The following is a 13,247-nucleotide window of genomic DNA, read 5'->3' as shown; positions in this document are numbered from 1 at the left end:
GCAGCCCAGCGCCCGAAAGTCAGTCCAGGCAACAAAAAAGGCCAGCACCCGTCGAGGGCACTGGCCTGCATCAACACCACGGCCCTTTCGGGCGTGTGGCGATCAACCCGCCTCGTAGTGCGCCTGGCGCTCTTCCATCGCCTTCCAGCCGATCACTTCCTTGAAGTCGGCCATGCTGGTCTGTCCGCAGGGCAAGCCGTCCACATCGCCCGTGCGGCGGGCCGACAGCGTGGCCAGGTTCTTCTGCAAGGCGTGCACCGTGCTCATCAGCGTGACCACCGGATAAGTCGCAAAAGCCGCCACCTCTTCGATCTGCGACCGCGTGAGACGCGACATCCACAGCCCTTGCATGAGCTGCAGCGACAGGCGGCGGCCCGAGGCATTGCGCAAGCGCACCAGGTCTTCATAGCCCTTGAAAGTGCGCGAGATAGGCTGGATCAGGTCCGCCCCCGCCTCTGCAAAGCGCACGGCTCGCTCGATGGCCTCCTCGGGGTCGGCCACATCGGTGCGTGCGACGATGAGGAAGTCCGGGTCCTGGCGGGCATCCACCGCCGCCTTGATGCGCGCCACGGCATCGGGGATGGACACCACAGGCGTCACCGCCGCCGCCGCCGGGCAGCGCTTGGGACTGATCTGGTCTTCGATCGAGATCGCGGCCACGCCCGCCTTCTCGAACTCGCGCACGGTGCGGGCCACGTTGATGACATTGCCGTAGCCGGTGTCGGCATCGGCAAACACAGGCTTTTTCACCACGTTGACGATGTGGTGCACCACCCCCACGTTTTCGCTGAGTGTGTAGACCTCCATGTCTGGCTGGCCCAGCAGCGATGCCGAGATGCCAAACCCCGTGGTGAAGATGCCGTCAAAGTCCGACTGGTCCACCAGCAGGGCCGAGAGGGCGTCCTGCGCACCGGCCATCCAGAAGGTAGGGCCCGACTGGATGCGCGCACGCAGCTGTTGTCGCAAGCTTGTTGTCATGGCGGGTGTCCTCAACGTTTCACGGGGTCGATGTAGCTGCCCATGGACACGAACTTCTGGTCCTTGAGCTCCATCAGCGCCACCCCCGTCTGGCCGCGCCGCGCATAGCCACCGGCACTGATGGGCTGGAAGGTGATCTTGGGGCCGATCTTCTGGTCAAAGTCCTTCATGCCATCCAGCTCGGCCACCACCTTGGCGCGGCTCGGTTCGGTGCCGGTGCGCTTCAAGGCCTCGACCGTCACGGCGGCCGACGAATAGCCCATGAGCGCCATCGAGGTGGGAGCCGACTTGGGATACAGCTTGGTGTAGCGCTGGAAGAACGACTGGATGGCTGGGTTGTTGCCATCCACCGCGTCGTAGTACGAGGCCACATACAGCTTGGACTGCGTCTTGCCCAGCAGCTCGATGAACTTGGGGTCGTTGAGCCCCCCCGCACCAAACACCGTGGGCTTCCAGCCCAGCTTTTCGGCACCGCGGAAGAACTGCACCGCCTCCTGGCCCAGCGCGTAGACGATGACCACGTCCGGCTCAGCCTGCTTGAGCTTGAAGACCTGCGAGGTCAGGTCGGTCGCGAAGCGCTCAAAGGTCTGCGCCTCCACCAGCTTCATGCCATGCTTTTCCATGCGCTGCACGGCAATGTCGTAGGCCGGTTTGCCCCAGCCGTCGTTCTGGTAGAGCATTGCGATCTTCTTGGCCTTGAGCACTTCGACCGCATGGTCGATGTAGGCCGCCGTCTCGGTGGATTGGGGCGACGGCAGCACGTACAGCAGGTCGCGTGGCGGGTTGGAGGTCAGGTCGGAGATGCTCAGCGCGCCAATGGTGGGCACCTTCTTGGTAGAGCTGTATTCGTAGGCGCTGATGTTGGTGGCGTGGCCGATGTTGCCCACCATGGCAAACACCTTGTCGCGCTCGATCAGGAGCTTGGCGTTGGCCACCGACTTGGCGGGCTTGAGTTCGTCGTCATAGGTGATGAGCTTGATCTTGCGGCCATTGACGCCGCCCTGTTCGTTGACCATGTCGAAGTAGGTGCGCATGCCTTCGTCCACGGCCTTGCCCATGTAGGCCAGTATGCCAGACAACGGCTGTGATGAGCCCAGCACGATCTCCTGGGTCAGCACGCCCTCTTCCTTGTTTTCGAAGGCATGCGCGCCCAGGGTGGCGGTCATCAGACTGGCAGCTGCTGCGGCCAGCAGGGTGCGGCGGGGGGTGAGGTGGGTCATGGTTTGTCTCCTGTGTTTATCGGTGGGAAGGGAACATGGGGGAAGGAACTTGCAAAGCCGAGCCTGCGGTCAGCCGCCCAGGTAGGCACGGCGGATGTCTTCGTTGCCTGCCAGCTCCGAAGCAGGGCCTTGCATCACGACACGGCCGGTCTCGATGACGTAGCCCTCGTCGGAAATGTCGAGCGCAATGTCGGCGTCTTGCTCCACGATCAGCAGCGTGAGGTTTTCGCGGTCGCGGATGTCGCGCAGCGTCTCGAAGATCGCGTCTTTCAGGATGGGTGCCACGCCCATGGAGGGCTCATCCAGCATCAGCAGGCGCGGCTTGGCCAGCAGGCCCCGGGCAATGGCCAGCATCTGCTGCTCGCCGCCCGACAGCGTGCCGGCGCGGGACGTGATGCGTTCCTTGAGCCGGGGAAAATAACCCAGCACCCGGTCGATGTCGTCGCGCACCTCGGCTGCTGGGCGGGTGTATCCACCCAGCACCAGGTTGTCGCGCACGGTGAGTTGCGCAAACACCATGCGGCCTTGCGGCACATGGGCAATCCCTCGGCGCACCAGCGCTTCGGCGGGCACGTTGGCGATGGACTGGCCGTCAAAAATGGCTTGCCCGTCACTGACGGGCAGCAGCCCCGAGAGTGCACGCATCAGCGTGGTCTTGCCCGCGCCGTTGGCGCCCAGCACACACACGATGCGGGCCTGCGGTACGCGCAGGCTCACCCCGTGCAGCGCGCGGATCTTGCCGTAGCCCGCGCTCAGGTTGTCCACGCTCAGCAGTGCGGGCGCACTGGATGGTTCAACGCCGTTTGCCACTCTTGCCTCCTCCGAGATACGCCTCAACCACGGCGGGATGGTTTTCGATCTCCCTGGGGGAGCCCTGCGCCAGGAAGGCGCCGTTGTGCATCACGGTGATCGTGTCCGAGATGGACATCACCAGCGGCATGCTGTGCTCGATGAGCAGCAGGGTCGCTTGCGTGCTGGCCTGCAGCCGCTTGAGTGTTTCGCCCAGGGCATCGATCTCACGGTTGTTCATGCCCGCTGCAGGCTCGTCCAGCAGCATCAGGCGTGGCTCCAGCGCCATGGCACGGGCCAGCTCCACCAGCTTCTGCGTGCCATAAGGCAAGTCGCGCACCACCGCATGGGCATGGGCTTGCAGGTTGAGCTTCTCCAGCACGGCCTCCACACGCTCACGTTCCTCGCGCTCCTCACGGCGCTGACGTGGCAGGCCCAGCAGGGCTTCCACCAGCGTGGCGCGCATGGCCATCGACCGTGCAATCAGCACGTTGTCAAACACGGTCAGTTCGGCAAACAGCTCCAGGTTCTGGAAGGTGCGGGCAATGCCCAGGCGCGCCACCTGGTGCGCCTTGCAGCCCAGCAATTCCACGTCACCTGCGGCCGTGCGATACCGCATGGAGCCTTGCTGGGGCGTGTAGAAGCGGCTGATGCAATTGAGCATCGTCGTCTTGCCAGCGCCGTTGGGCCCGATCAATGCGTGCACCGTACCGGGCATCACGTCGAAGCTCACGTCCTGCACGGCCACAATGCCGCCGAACGCCATGCGCACGCCCTGGATGCTGAGCAATGGGGTTGCCCGACCGGGTACTGCCGACACAGTTGCCTGCAACGGCAATGTCTTGTCGTCCAAAACTCTCATCGCGCCACCCCGCTTTGCGCTGCATCTGCGCCGGGCAGGCGCTTGCGCTTGAAGAGGCTGGCCAGCCCGTCGGGCAGGAACATCAGCGCCAGGATCATGGCCACGCCGTACAGCGCGCGCTGGAACTGATCAAACCCCAGGTAGGTGAGCAACTGCGGCGCACCGATGACGAACACCGCGCCCAGCACCGAGCCAAGGATGGAGCCCAGACCGCCCACGATGACCATCGAGACGAAGCTGATCGACACCATGATGCTGAACAGCGATGGGTCGATGAAGCGCACCAGCGGTGCATACAACGCACCCGACAGGCCGGTGTAGAAGGCGCAGACGCCAAACGCCACCAGCTTGAGCGCCGTGGTGTTCAGGCCCAGAGCGCGAGCAGCTGTCTCGCTGCCCTTGATGGCCAGAAAGCCACGCCCAAACCGGCTGCGCGCCAGGTTGCGCGCCACCCACAGCGCACCCGCCAGCACCACCGCGGTGAACACGTGGTACGCACGCTCGTCCAGCGCCCAGCTGAACAGCGTGGGGCCGGGCGCGCCCATGCCGTTCTCGCCGCCCGACATGTCGCCGCTGGACTTGGCGATCTCCACCGAGATCATCACGAAACCCAGCGTGGCGATCGCCAGGAACACCTCTTCCAACCGCAGGACGGGGAGCGCCAGCAGCAAGCCCACCACGGTGGCGATGCTGGCTGCAATGAACATCGAGAGCACCAGCGGCACACCAAAGTGCGTGGTCAGGATGGCCGAGCCATAAGCACCGATGCCGAAGAACACGGCACCCGCCATGGAGATCAGGTTGGTGTAGCCCGTGAGGATGTTGGTGCCAAACGAGGCCAGCGTATAGATGATGACAAGCGTGAAGATGTACAGCACGTAGCCACCGGGCACAAGCGGCGCCAGCACGAAGGCCAGCACGAACAGCAGCGGGCCGAGCCAGGGGTATGCGTCAAAGACTTTGGTCATGGCGGCTCCTTAGACCTTCTTGATCTGGGCGCGGGCCAGCAGACCGTGGGGGCGCAGGATCAGGATGACCAGCATCACGATGAAGGGCACCGCGTCCTTCCAGGCCGAGGACACATAGGCGCCCGTGAGGTTCGACGACACGCCGATGATCACGCCGCCCAGCAGCGCGCCCGGCATGCTGCCAATGCCGCCCAATACCGCGGCGGCGAACGCGAAGTGCAGGGCGTGCTGCATCATCGAAAAGTGCACGAAGGTCAGCGGCGCAATCAGCAAGCCCGCCGTGGCGGCGATCACGTGCGACAGCGCCCAGGCCAGCGCATAGATGCGCTTGATCGGAATGCCCATGAGGCGCGCAGCCGTGGGGTTTTCCATCGTGGCCTGCATGGCGATGCCCAGCCGCGTGAAGCGAAAGAACGCAAACAGCAAACCTGCCAGCGTGGCGCATACGGCCACGATGCCCAGGTCGATGCCCGAGACGATCACACCGCCGATGTCGATGGGAGCAGCCGGGAAGATGCTGGGCAGCTCCTGCGTGTCCTTGCCCCATACCCAGATGGCCAGGTCGCCAAACACCAGGAACAGGCCCAGTGTGCAGATCGCAGACGACAGCAGTGCCTTGCCGATGAAGCGGCGGATGATGAACCGTTCAATCGCCATGCCCAGCGCCGCGCCAAAGAGCAGCGTGAGCGGCACCACCGCCCACAGCGGCAGGCCCAGCTTGAACAGTGTGTAGGCCACAAAGGCCGAGAGCATGGCCGCTTCGCCATGCGCGAAGTTGAGGATGCCCGTCGCCTTGAACACCATCACGATGCCCAGGGCGATGAGCCCGTAGATGGCGCCCAGGGCGACGCCGCTCACAATCATCTGCAACATGGTGCGCTCCTGCCCGTCATGTCGCCGCAGCGGCTGCACGCTCGCGCGCCAGCCGGGCTTTGAGATACGGCGTGAACCCGCCCGCCTCGATGGTGGCGCGCTCGGTGGACGACCAGGGCTCGAACGGCAGCGCCTGGCCCGTGCGCTCGTTGACAACCACACCACGCTCCCAGTCCACGCGCAGCGTGTCCCGGCGCTGCGTGGCGGCACGGATGCCCGGGCAGGTGATCAGCGGGAAGCCCATGCTGATCTCCCCCCGAAAGAAGCCGGGCGAGAAAGACTCGGCGATCACGCCAGCCACCCCGAGGTGGCGCATGGCGCGCATGGCCGGGTAATGCGGGTGGCCATAGCCAAAGTTCTGGCCGCCCACCAGCACATCACCTTTGGCGACGGATTGGGCAAAGCCAGGGTCGTAACTGGTCATGGTGACCGCCGCCAGTTCATTGATGTCGGTGATCTTGATGTTCTTGATGCCAACAATCAGGTCGATGTCATAGTCGTCTTCGGTGAAGACCCAGGCCGCGCGGCCATGCAAGGTTGGCAATGTCATGCTGCGCTCCCTTCGGTGTTGGCGAGATAGGGCCGGGGGTCGGTGATGCAGCCTTCCAGGGCCGATGCCGCCACCACGGCAGCGTTGCAGATGAAGATTTCGGAGTCGGCACTGCCCATGCGGCCGGGCGTGTTGAGCGTGCCGGTGGACACAGCGCGCTGGCCATCGGTCATGGTGGCAATGCGGCCGTAGCAATAGTCACAGCTCGATGAGCTGATGAACGCGCCTGCATCCACCAGGGTGGAGATCAGGCCTTCACTGGCGGCCTGCGACATGATGGCCTGGGAGGTGGGCACCACATGCAGCTGGAAGCCCGGCTTGATCTTGCGGCCCTTGAGCACCTGGGCGGCAATGCGCAAGTCCTCCAGGCGGCCGCTCGCGCAGCTGCCCAGGTAGCCCATGTGCACTTCCAGGCCTGCGTATTCGGTCAGGTCCCGGGTATTGGCGGGGCTGGGTGGCGCCACTACGATGGGCGCCAGGTCGCTCACATCCACGGTCACCACACGGTCGTAGTGCGCATCGGCATCGGGGTAGACCGGGTCCAGGGCGATCTTGGAGCGGCCCTTGGCGTGTTCCAGCGTTTTGGCATCGGGGGCAATCAGCATCGTGGTCGCGCCCAGGAACATGGCCTGGCCGCAGATCGTCTGGCGGCCCTCGATGCTCATGGCGTCAATCACAGGGCCGCACAGCTCGACCACCTTGAAGCGGCAGGAAGAAGGCCCCATCACCCGCACCAGGTGGTGGAAGATGTCACGCGCCATCACACCGGGCTGCACCGTACCGGTGACTTCGATCTTGACCGTGCCCGGCACCACAAGCGCCATGCGCTCGGAGACAAAGGTCTCCAGCACACTCTTGCGCGCTCCAATGGCCAACGTGCCGAACGCACCCAGCTGGCTCACATGCCCGTCGAAATGCACCGCAAACGCACCCGGCGTGGCGTAGCCCAGCTCGGCCGACACCTGGTGGCCAATGCCCTCGCGCTCGTGCACGGGCACGCCCTGCTCCTTGCCCCAGGCGCGGGTGACCTTGTGCAGCTCTTCCTCCGTGGGGGCGGCGGCCGGGACCATGTGGTCAATGAACAGCACAAAGCGCTCGGGGCTGGGCACCTTGTCCACACCGAACTCCTCCTTGGCCTCCTTGAAGAACACATCCGTGTAGCCCGGAAAGTCATAGGCAATCACGAAATCCGGCCTGGCCAGGATCTCGTCGCCCGCCCGGACTGCAGGCACCCCTGCAACCCGGGCGAGGATCTTTTCAGTCATCGTGTAAGACATGTGGCTTCACCCAGTTATCCACTATGTGGAAGTTGAAAAATCGTTTGATTACTTATTAAAAAATCAAACGACAGCTCAATCGCCTGGGTAAACCCTAGATTGCCCACTATGTGGATACAAACTACAAAGACAACATGAATAAAAACACCATAACAGTCCCATCAGAGACAAATAAACCGCCACATAGTGGAAATTCGAAAACAGGGACTCAAAGCATCGAACGTGTCGTGCAGATGCTCCGTATCGTGGCGTCTCGTGGCAAAGGTGGCATGCGCATCGGCGAGATCGCCGCCACCAGCGGCCTGCCGCAGTCCACTTGCTTTCGCATGCTTCACCGGCTGGAGGCCGAAGGCCTGGTGGACCGGGATGCCCACACACGCAAGTACTACCTGGGCCCGCTGCTGTACGAGCTGGGATTGCTCGCGCGCCCCCGCTACCGGCTGTCGGAGCTGTGCGACAGCGCGCTGCAAAAGCTGGCCGAAGTCACCCAGGACACCATCTACCTGAGCGAGCGCAGCGGCCTGGAGGCCGTATGCACCCACCGCGCACTGGGCGACTACCCCATCAAATCGCTGGCGCTGGACGTGGGCATTCGCCGCCCGCTGGGCGTGGGTGCGGGCGGGCTGGCGATCCTGTGCGCACTACCCCCCGACGAGGCCGAATCCATCATCGATGCCAACGCGCCCAAATACGAGAAGTACGGATTCGTCACAGCCCCCTACCTGCGCGAGGCGATCAAGGTGGGACGCGAGAAGGGCTATGCGTTTCTGGACAGCGTGGTCACACCAGGTACAGCAGCCATCGGTATCGCTTTTCCGCCAGACAACCCGATCGCCGCCATCAGCGTGGCCGCGATCTCGGGGCGGCTGGAGTCGCACCGGCGCGACGAGGTGGCCCGGCTCATGCGCCCGCAGATCCGCGCCATCTGCGAGGCCATGACCAGCCAGGCGGTGCTGGCAGATCGCTGACCGCCCATCAACTACAACACCCGAAACGCCATCACCGCCACCAGCGTGGGCGGCAAAGCCCCGAGCAGCAGTCCGAGCGGGTGGATGGCGTTGTCAGCAAACTTCTCTTTCAGGATCGCCGCGCCTGCCGGGTTGGGCGCATTCGCGATCACGGTCAGGCCACCGCCGGTCACCGCACCTGCCACCAAGGCCACCTTGAACTCATGGCTGAGGCCTTCGACCAAAGAACCCAGGTAAGTTAGCGCTGCGTTGTCCGTGAAGGCCGTGAGCGCCGCAGCACCAAAGAACACGGCGTTGGCATCCATCTTCATGAGCACCGGCTGCAACCACCACTGCTGCACGCCACCCAGCACCACCAGACCGGCCAGGAAGAAAGCCACGAGCAAGGCCTCGCGCAGGATCAGCGGGTTCTGGTGGCGCTGGTAGGCCGTGGTGAACCCCATGAAAAACAGGAACAGGCCCATGAAGACTGCTGGGTGGTGCGCAAACAGCACGACGAGCCCCAGGAAAACCAGATGCACCAGCATCACAGACACAGGCACGGGCACCTCGTCCGTCGTGATCTTGCGTCCCATGTGCCCCACCTGGTGGCGAAACAGCAGTGTGGCGATACCGGCGTTGACCACCACCGCGACGGCCGCCTTCCAGCCAAAGTTGGACACCATGAACCACAGGTCCCAGTTCCACTGCGCCGCCACCATGAGCACCGGCGGCGCGGCGAACGGCGTGAGGGTGCCGCCGATCGAGATGTTGACGAACAGCACACCAATGGTCGAATACTTGAGCTTGTTCGACAAAGGCTGCGAAAACAGGATGTCACGCAGCATCAGCGCCGCCAGCGTCATCGCAGCAGGCTCGGTGATGAAGGAGCCCAGCAGCGGAACGGCCGACAACACCACAAAGTACATCGCCACACCGCGCTGAAAAGGCATACACCGTGCCAACACCCGCACCGCCGAGCCAGCCATCTGAAGAATCGGCCGAGTAGCCGCAATCACCATGATCGCGAACACGAACAGCGGCTCGGTGAAATTGCGCGAGTCCAGGTAGGCGGTGGCCTCCTGCTTGCCGCTGATGGTGAACATGAACAGCATGAGCACCAGCGCCCAGAAGCCGAAGACCACCTCGACCTCGCCCAGCAAATGCCAGATGCCCGCATGCTTGGGCTGCGTGTGCGCCAGACGTTCGAAGTACTTGGTGGAGAAGGTATGGAGGATGGCCAGGCCGAACAGGACTGCACCAATCCCCTGGATCAGGGTGGGAGAGGAGTTCATGGGTCGCAAAAAAACCGCGCGGCGGCCCGACCAGCGCATGAACCTGCCGAGCCACGATGGCGCCGACACCCATCTGTGATTTTACCGTGGCACTACGGCGACCCTGTGTAGGCGCAGCGCGCGTTGCACGCAGCGCACGGCGCACACAACCATGCAGCCCACTCGGGAGTCTCGCTTTCCAGACAATGGAGGCACCCCACTTGGAGGTCCCATGCACCATCATCCAACCGCACCACCCTTGTCTTCACCGCCCCCTGCGCCGATCCCATCGCCCGTGGCTTGGCTGGGCTATGGGGGCCTGCTGCCGTTTGTGGCGCTGGCGGCTGTGGGCCTGTGGGCACCCGGCACGCCGTGGTGGAGCGCGGCGCTACTGGCCTATGGCGCGGTGATTCTGAGTTTTGTGGGAGCGCTGCACTGGGGCTTCGCCATGGCACAAAGCGGGCTGAGCGCCACAGAGCGCACGCACTGCTTTGTGTGGAGCGTAGTGCCATCGCTGATGGCCTGGCCTGCCACACTATTGCCCCCTGCAGCAGGAGCCGTGTTGCTGATAGCAGGCTTTGCAGCCCACCTGGTGCAAGACCATCGGCTGGCTGCACGCACATCGTTGCCCGCGTGGTACCTGCCACTGCGTTGGCGCCTGACGATCACGGCCTGTGTGTGCCTGGCAGTGGGCGCCATGGCTGCCAGCCGCTGACGATTCGATGGCCCAGCAAAAAGCCCGCCGAAGCGGGCTTTTTATCACCGGTGGACTGCCGCTTAGCGGAAACGCGACTGGGGCACCGTGTGCAGATCGCCGTCGATGCTGCTGATGTAGTTAGACAGCGCCTTCAGTTCAGCGTTGGTGAACTGCTTGGCCACACCGCCCATGATGGCGTTGCCACGACCCACGTTGGCGTTCTTCTCGACCTTGTAGGACTTGAGCGCCACAAACAGGTAGTCAGCGTGCTGGCCTGCGATCTTGGGGTAAGAGGGATCGATGGGCTTGGCGAAGTTGTCGCCGTGGCAAGAAACGCAGGCGCCCTTCTTCAGCAGCTCGGCCACTTGCACGCTGGGTTCACGCGAGGGCTTGGCGGGTAGCTCGGCACCGGTCTTGCCATGCTGTTCGTAGTAGGCTGACACGTCAGCGATGTCCTTCTCGGACAACGACTCGGCGATGCCGCGCATGGTGGGGTGCTTGCGCTCACCCTTCTGGTAGGCGACCAGCGCTGCCGCAATGTACTTGGCGCTTTGGCCAGAGATCATGGGCACCTTATGGATCTCAGGGAAGCTGGCTTGGTAGCCAACGATGCCGTGGCAACCAATGCACATGGCAATCTTTTGCTTGCCGGCTTCCACGTCGCCCTTGGCTTCCTGGGCGTGGGACAAGGCGGTCACGGAAGCGACAGCCAGGGCAAATAGCGTGGTCAACGTTTTGTTCATTTTGCGCGCACAATCTCGTGGAAGTTCAGCTCTGGGCTCTGATCAGCCGCCGATTATAGCCAGCGCCCTGTCAAGCCCATTCATCAACGATCCGGTGTTTTCCCCCATGAAATTCCAAGGCTCCCAGAACTACGTCGCCACCCAAGACCTGATGCTCGCCGTCAATGCCGCCATCACGCTGCAGCGGCCGCTGCTGATCAAGGGCGAGCCCGGCACGGGCAAGACGATGCTGGCCGAGGAAGTGGCCCAGGCGCTGGACATGCCGCTGTTGCAGTGGCACATCAAGTCCACCACCAAGGCCCAGCAGGGCCTGTATGAATATGACGCGGTAAGTCGCCTGCGGGACAGTCAGCTCAACGACGGTGACAGCGCCGAGCGCGTGAAGAACATCCGCAATTACATCATTCAGGGCGTGCTGTGGCAGGCCTTCACGGCCGACCGCCCCGTGGCGCTGCTGATCGACGAGATCGACAAGGCCGACATCGAATTCCCGAACGATCTGCTGCGCGAGATCGACCGCATGGAGTTCTACTGCTACGAAACACGCGAACTCATCAAGGCCAAGCACCGCCCCCTGGTGTTCATCACGTCGAACAACGAAAAGGAGCTGCCCGACGCGTTTCTGCGCCGCTGCTTCTTCCATTTCATTAAGTTCCCCGAAGCCGACACCATGCGGCAGATCATCAACGTGCACTTCCCCACGCTCAAGAGCGAGCTGCTCAGCGTGGCGATGAAGACGTTCTATGACGTGCGCAACCTGCCCGGCCTCAAGAAGAAGCCATCGACCAGCGAACTGATCGACTGGCTCAAGCTGCTGGTGGCCGAAGACATTCCGCTCACCGCCTTGCAAAGCGCCGACAACAAGGTGGCGGTGCCGCCTCTGGTGGGTGCGCTGCTCAAGAACGAACAGGACGTGAGCCTGTTCGAAAAGCTGGTGTTCATGAACCAGAGGAACCGCTGAGTGAGCGACGGCAACAACGACACCCGTCAACTGCTGGTCAACGGCGTCGCAGATGCTGTGGGCTTTGTGGGTGGCGCGCTGCTGGGTTTCTGGCTGGGCAAGCTGCTGGGGTTCGACGTCTTCGCGCCCGGCTACGGCACCGGCAGCCTGATTGGCATCGCCCTGGTGGGTTTCGGTGGTGGCCTGGGCCTGCATGCAGCCCGGCGCTGGCAGAACAGCCGCCGCAGCCAGCCGTCCAAGGATTGATGACTGAAGGGTAGAGACCCATGGCTTTTGTAGAACCTGTCACCCTGCGCGATCGCGGCGTCCGCCTGGAGCCGCTGGCTCTGGCACATGAAGACGGCCTGCGGGCCGCTGCCGCCGATGGCGAGCTTTGGAAGCTGCGCATCACCTCGGTGCCAGAGCCACAGGACACCCGTTCGTACATCGAAGCAGCGCTCAAGATGCGCGAAGACGGCAACCGCTTTGCCTTTGCCGTGGTCGAAGATGCCACTGGCAAGGTGCTGGGCTCTACCAGCTATCACGACATCGTGCCCGCAGTGAAGCGCGTGGAAATTGGCTGGACCTGGTACCGCCAAAGTGTGCAGCGCACCCACGTCAACACCACCGCCAAGCTGCTGATGATGGGCCACGCGTTCAACACGCTGGGCTGCCATGTGGTGGGCTGGCGCACCGACAACTACAACTTTGCATCGCAACGCGCCATCGAGCGCCTGGGCGCCAAGAAGGATGGCGTGCTGCGCGGCCACGCGCTGCGCCGCGACGGCACCATCCGCGACACGGTGATGTACAGCATGCGTGCCGGCGAATGGCCCGAGGCCAAGGCACAGTTGCTATATCTTTTAGAGCGTCACGCGCAATAAGCACTAGCGCCAGAGGCCCAAATCATGCTCATCGACTTCTTCTACACCCTGCGCTCGGCAAAGTTGCCCGTGTCGGTCAAGGAATACCTCACCCTGCTCGAAGCCCTGCAGGCCGGTGTGGTGGGCCCCAAGTCGGATGACGCGTGGAGCCTGGACGACTTCTACAACCTCTCGCGCCTCACGCTGGTCAAGGACGAGAAGCACTACGACAAGTTCGACCGGGCCTTCGGCGCCTACTTCAAGGG

15 protein-coding genes and 1 pseudogene are annotated in these 13,247 nt (G+C 63.4%); 6 read left to right on the top strand and 10 right to left on the bottom strand.

Going from position 1 to position 13,247, the window contains the following annotated elements:
* Window positions 1–102 precede the first annotated feature (102 nt).
* From ISS20_RS03580 to ISS20_RS03545, 8 genes are all read right to left on the bottom strand, one after another.
* Entirely contained in the window at window positions 103–978 is an 876-nt protein-coding gene (locus tag ISS20_RS03580; RefSeq protein ID WP_056746831.1) for an isocitrate lyase/PEP mutase family protein, read from the bottom strand.
* Window positions 979–989: 11 nt separating this feature from the next.
* Window positions 990–2,198, bottom strand: coding sequence for an ABC transporter substrate-binding protein (locus ISS20_RS03575; protein ID WP_291433775.1), 1,209 nt, complete (start codon window positions 2,196–2,198; stop codon window positions 990–992).
* Between the two features lie 69 nt (window positions 2,199–2,267).
* Window positions 2,268–3,008 (bottom strand): ABC transporter ATP-binding protein, encoded by a 741-nt coding sequence (locus ISS20_RS03570; RefSeq protein ID WP_056066088.1) that lies wholly within the window; start codon window positions 3,006–3,008, stop codon window positions 2,268–2,270.
* Window positions 2,992–3,849 carry an ABC transporter ATP-binding protein gene (locus ISS20_RS03565; RefSeq protein WP_291433771.1) on the bottom strand — a complete coding sequence of 286 codons (858 nt, stop codon included), beginning with the start codon at window positions 3,847–3,849 and terminating at the stop codon, window positions 2,992–2,994. The genes ISS20_RS03570 and ISS20_RS03565 overlap by 17 nt, the downstream gene beginning before the upstream one ends.
* Window positions 3,846–4,817, bottom strand: a complete 972-nt coding sequence (locus tag ISS20_RS03560; RefSeq protein ID WP_291433769.1) for a branched-chain amino acid ABC transporter permease — start codon at window positions 4,815–4,817, stop codon at window positions 3,846–3,848. The genes ISS20_RS03565 and ISS20_RS03560 overlap by 4 nt, the downstream gene beginning before the upstream one ends.
* A 9-nt stretch (window positions 4,818–4,826) precedes the next feature.
* Window positions 4,827–5,690: a branched-chain amino acid ABC transporter permease gene (locus ISS20_RS03555; RefSeq protein ID WP_056066095.1), complete on the bottom strand. Its 864-nt coding sequence runs from the start codon at window positions 5,688–5,690 to the stop codon at window positions 4,827–4,829.
* Between the two features lie 16 nt (window positions 5,691–5,706).
* On the bottom strand, window positions 5,707–6,240 hold the full coding sequence (locus ISS20_RS03550; protein WP_291433764.1) for a 3-isopropylmalate dehydratase: 534 nt from the start codon (window positions 6,238–6,240) through the stop codon (window positions 5,707–5,709).
* Window positions 6,237–7,505: an aconitase family protein gene (locus ISS20_RS03545; RefSeq protein WP_291433763.1), complete on the bottom strand. Its 1,269-nt coding sequence runs from the start codon at window positions 7,503–7,505 to the stop codon at window positions 6,237–6,239. Before ISS20_RS03545 ends, ISS20_RS03550 begins: the two co-directional genes overlap by 4 nt.
* A gap of 146 nt (window positions 7,506–7,651) precedes the next feature.
* Here ISS20_RS03545 and ISS20_RS03540 point away from each other — a divergent pair, with 146 nt between their 5' ends.
* Window positions 7,652–8,485, top strand: coding sequence for an IclR family transcriptional regulator (locus ISS20_RS03540; RefSeq protein ID WP_291433762.1), 834 nt, complete (start codon window positions 7,652–7,654; stop codon window positions 8,483–8,485).
* Window positions 8,486–8,496: 11 nt separating this feature from the next.
* Here the strand turns inward: ISS20_RS03540 and ISS20_RS03535 are convergent, their stop codons facing one another.
* Window positions 8,497–9,759: a putative Na+/H+ antiporter gene (locus ISS20_RS03535; RefSeq protein WP_291433760.1), complete on the bottom strand. Its 1,263-nt coding sequence runs from the start codon at window positions 9,757–9,759 to the stop codon at window positions 8,497–8,499.
* 211 nt (window positions 9,760–9,970) lie between these two features.
* Here ISS20_RS03535 and ISS20_RS03530 point away from each other — a divergent pair, with 211 nt between their 5' ends.
* Entirely contained in the window at window positions 9,971–10,453 is a 483-nt protein-coding gene (locus ISS20_RS03530) for a DUF3429 domain-containing protein (protein WP_291433758.1), read from the top strand.
* Between the two features lie 62 nt (window positions 10,454–10,515).
* On the opposite strand, the gene ISS20_RS03525 is transcribed toward ISS20_RS03530, so the two are convergent.
* Window positions 10,516–11,178: a c-type cytochrome gene (locus ISS20_RS03525; RefSeq protein WP_291433756.1), complete on the bottom strand. Its 663-nt coding sequence runs from the start codon at window positions 11,176–11,178 to the stop codon at window positions 10,516–10,518.
* 106 nt (window positions 11,179–11,284) lie between these two features.
* On the opposite strand from ISS20_RS03525, the gene ISS20_RS03520 reads away from it, so the two are divergent.
* The 4 genes and pseudogenes from ISS20_RS03520 to ISS20_RS03505 all read left to right on the top strand — a co-directional run.
* Window positions 11,285–12,139 (top strand): MoxR family ATPase, encoded by an 855-nt coding sequence (locus ISS20_RS03520; protein WP_055401588.1) that lies wholly within the window; start codon window positions 11,285–11,287, stop codon window positions 12,137–12,139.
* Window positions 12,140–12,385, top strand: coding sequence for a hypothetical protein (locus tag ISS20_RS03515; RefSeq protein ID WP_291433748.1), 246 nt, complete (start codon window positions 12,140–12,142; stop codon window positions 12,383–12,385).
* A 20-nt stretch (window positions 12,386–12,405) separates the two neighbouring features.
* Window positions 12,406–13,002 carry a GNAT family protein gene (locus ISS20_RS03510; RefSeq protein ID WP_291433746.1) on the top strand — a complete coding sequence of 199 codons (597 nt, stop codon included), beginning with the start codon at window positions 12,406–12,408 and terminating at the stop codon, window positions 13,000–13,002.
* 24 nt (window positions 13,003–13,026) lie between these two features.
* A pseudogene (locus ISS20_RS03505) lies at window positions 13,027–13,247 on the top strand (hypothetical protein); the annotation flags it as partial.

The organism is Acidovorax sp., assembly GCF_016783915.1.
Classification (GTDB): Bacteria; Pseudomonadota; Gammaproteobacteria; order Burkholderiales; family Burkholderiaceae_C; genus Acidovorax.
This window is presented reverse-complemented; position numbering and strand designations above follow the sequence as displayed.